We start from the raw sequence: 3,472 nt of genomic DNA on the forward strand, positions 1-3,472 counted from the left end.
CTGGACACGCCGTGCAGCTCGGCGCCCACGGGCAGCACCCGGCGCCAGTGCTCCACCGCACGGTCGACGATGCTCGGCGGGAGAACCTGATGTCCCGTGACCCCGAATCGCACATCGACCCCCGTACACAAGTGCTCTGTCTCTCTTGAAGCACCATGACGATACGGTCTCCGAACTTTTCTCGGGGGGCGGCGACATGCACAATCTGTCGTCGCAGACACAACACGGGGAGCCGGGCCATGACCTTCGACGGGTTCATCTCGTACAGCCATGCCGCGGACGGGAAGCTGGCGCCTGCCGTACAGCGTGGCCTGCACCGGCTGGCCAAGCCCTGGCACCGGCGCCGCGCCCTGTGGATCTTCCGCGACCAGACCGGCCTCTCGGTGACGCCGTCGTTGTGGACGTCGATCCAGAAGGCCCTCGACGGCTCGGACTACTTCGTGCTGCTCGCCTCCCCCGAGGCCGCACAGTCACCGTGGGTGAACCGGGAGATCGAGCACTGGGTGGCCACCAAGCCGGCCGACCGGATCCTGCCGGTGGTGACCGACGGCGAGTGGGCCTGGGACCGCTATCGCCGGGACTTCACCGCGGACTCGACCGCGGTGCCGGCCGCCCTGCGCGGTGTGTTCGCCGAGGAGCCGCTCTTCCTGGACCTGCGGTGGGCGCGCGGCCGCGACCACCTGAGCCTTCAGCACACCCGGTTCCGGGACGCCATCGCGCAGCTCGCGGCGCCGATGCACGGGGTCAGCAAGGACGAGCTGGAGGGTGAGGACGTCCGGCAGCATCGCCGGGTGCGGCGGCTGCGGTCGGGCGCCGTCGCGACGCTGGTGGTGCTCGCGCTGGTGGCCTCGCTCACCGGGGTGATGGCGGTGCGCAACGCCGACCGGGCCAACAAGGCGGCGGCCGAGGCGATGCGGCAGACCCGGCTGGCGTCCCAGCAGAAGGGCACCGCCGAGTGGTTCGCCGCGGAGGCGCGCAAGCAGCAGGAGGTCGCCCGGCAGGAGCAGGCGAAGGCCGAGGCCGCCGCGGCGATGGCCCAGGACCAGCAGGAGCTCGCGCTGGACCAGCAGAAGCTGGCGGACGAGGCGGCCACCGACGCGGACCGGCAGCAGCGGCTCGCGGACCAGGCCGCGACCCGGACGAAGGAGCAGCAGCTCCTCGCGAAGGAGGCCGCGGCGCGGGCCAGGACGATGGCCACACGTGCCGGAGTCCTGGCGGCGAAGGCCAAGGACCTGGCGGCGGAGGCGAAGCGGCTGGCGGAGATGGCGGCCGAGCAGCAGCGCAAGGCCGAGGAGTACGCCGCGGAGGCGCGCCGCCAGCAGGTCAGCGCCGAAGAGCAGCTGCGGACCAGGGTCGCGCGCCGGTTGATCGACAACGCCGAGGCGTCGCTCGTGCGGGATCCCGCGACGGCGCTCATGCTGGGGTCGGCCGCCCAGGCGGTCAGGTCCGACGCCGAGATCCGTGCCTCGGTCGCCGGCCTGGTCACCGGCACCCATTACGCCGGCGGCCTCGACCAGGTGCAGGAGACGACCTTCGGGCCGGACGGCGTCCTGGCGGCGATTCACACCGGCGGGGACGTGTCCCTGTGGAACGTGGCCGACCGGGCCCGCCCGGCGCGGATCAGGACGCTGCCCGACAGCACCGGCACGGCGCGATCGCCGGTGTTCAGCCGGAACGGCCGGACCCTCGCCGTCATCGACCGCGACACCAGCGTGACCCTGTGGAACGTCGCCGATCGCAAGCGGCCGGCCCGGCTAGGTTCGCTGAGCGGCCACGCGGGCTTCCGGATCCGGTCGACGGCGTTCAGCCCGGACGGGAAGACCTTCGCGGTCGTCGACTACGCGGGCGGCCTCACCTTGTGGGACCTGAGCGACCGCGCCCACCCGAAGGAGGTCTCCTTCGTCGCCTGCGCCGAGGAGGAGGGGCCCACCTTCATGGAACAGGCGGCGTTCAGCTCCGACGGCAGCATGCTGGTGCTGGCCTGCGACACCAGCGTGTTCGTCTACGACGTGACCGATCCGGCCGAGCCGGTGGTGCTCACCGACGGCCTCGGGCGGTTCAGCCCGCTCCGGATGGCGGCCGGGCCCGTCGGAAACCTGCTGGCCCTCGGCGGCTCCGGCGGCTCGGTGAGCGTCTTCGACCTGACCGACGCGCGGAAGAAGGCCGGAGCGGCCGAAGCTCGAGCGGCCGGGGACACGAGGGTGCCGCCCCCGCTCGGCGGGGACGACGAGGACGACGAGGTCCCGCCGCCACCGGCCAAGCCCGGGGGCGTTCAGCTGCGGCCGGTCCACCAGTTGACCGGGCTCTCCGGGGCGGTCACGACCCTGGCGTTCAACGCCACCGGGCGTTACCTGGCCGCCGGCGACAACAGCGGCGCGGTCAAGGTTTGGGACCGGACGCTTGCGGCGACCCCGGTGGTCGGCACCATGACCGTCAACGGCATCGCCGGCTCCGGGTCGTTCCACCCGGACTCCACCACGCTCGTCATGACCGATCAGTCCGACACCGCCACGATGTGGAAGGTGCGGCCGACCGCGGTTCCGAAGCGCCTGGCCGCGGTCGGCGTCGCCGGCGGGCCGCCGGAGCTGCTCGGCTTCCACCCGGACGGGAAGACCTTGTCCGGCACGCTGAACGACGACACGGCGACGTTCTACACGGTGACCGATCCCGCCCACCCGGCCAAGGCGAAGGACGTCGCCCCCTTGAACGGCGAGGGGAACCTGGCGGTGCTGAGCCCGGACCGCCGCGTCTTCGGCGTCGCAGCCGACGGAAAGCTGGTGCTGACCGACGTCACCGACCCGGCGCGGCCCGCCCGCTTCGCCACGATCGACGTCGGCCCGGAGGCGCGGAAGGCGGCGATCAGCGCGGACGGACGCACGCTGGCCGTGATGGTCCGCGGGACCGGCCTGGTGCTGTGGGACCTCGCCGTCCGGGCCCGTCCGGTCCGGCTCGGCACCCTGCCCACCACCACCGCGGACCGGCCGAGGCAACTGGTCTTCAGCCCCGACGGGCGCACGCTCGCCACCGCCACAAGCGGCGCGGAGACGGTGACGCTGTTCGACGTCCACGACCGCACGGCACCGGTCAAGGCCGGCACGCTGGCCGCCCACACCGACGACGCGTCCGTGGTGGCGTTCAGCCCGGACGGACGCACGCTGGCCAGTGGTTCCAATCGTTGGCGGTAAAGCGAGTCATCGAGGCGTAGTTTCTACGGCATCATACGAAGCAAGAGCTTATGGTGTTCACTCTGCTATGCCTATGACTCAAGCACATATATATTCATAAGCTTTAGGCGTTTCATTCTCTTTACCATTATATGTAAGTGTCGCACCGCCACCTCCTAGTCCTGATGAATGAGGTTCTGTCACTGCTAGTGCATAAGAAACACCTATTGCCGCATCCTCCCTGACACATCACCTTGATATGCATGTGTTAAAGCGCCCTGATCCACCGTATCGGGATCAATACCGAC

General features: G+C 70.6%; 3 protein-coding genes. 2 read left to right on the top strand and 1 reads right to left on the bottom strand.

The window, feature by feature from the left end:
- Positions 1 to 239: 239 nt before the first annotated feature.
- The gene (locus AB0M20_RS32950) at positions 240 to 3,185 is read left to right on the top strand and encodes a TIR domain-containing protein (protein ID WP_364304244.1); all 2,946 of its coding nucleotides are present in this window, start codon (positions 240 to 242) and stop codon (positions 3,183 to 3,185) included.
- Positions 3,163 to 3,285: a hypothetical protein gene (locus AB0M20_RS32955; protein ID WP_364304245.1), complete on the top strand. Its 123-nt coding sequence runs from the start codon at positions 3,163 to 3,165 to the stop codon at positions 3,283 to 3,285. The genes AB0M20_RS32950 and AB0M20_RS32955 overlap by 23 nt, the downstream gene beginning before the upstream one ends.
- Here the strand turns inward: AB0M20_RS32955 and AB0M20_RS32960 are convergent.
- Positions 3,264 to 3,392 carry a hypothetical protein gene (locus AB0M20_RS32960; protein WP_364304246.1) on the bottom strand — a complete coding sequence of 43 codons (129 nt, stop codon included), beginning with the start codon at positions 3,390 to 3,392 and terminating at the stop codon, positions 3,264 to 3,266. The genes AB0M20_RS32955 and AB0M20_RS32960 overlap by 22 nt on opposite strands.
- Positions 3,393 to 3,472 lie beyond the last annotated feature (80 nt).

This window comes from Actinoplanes sp. NPDC051633 (assembly GCF_040681735.1).
Lineage (GTDB): Bacteria > Actinomycetota > Actinomycetes > Mycobacteriales > Micromonosporaceae > Actinoplanes.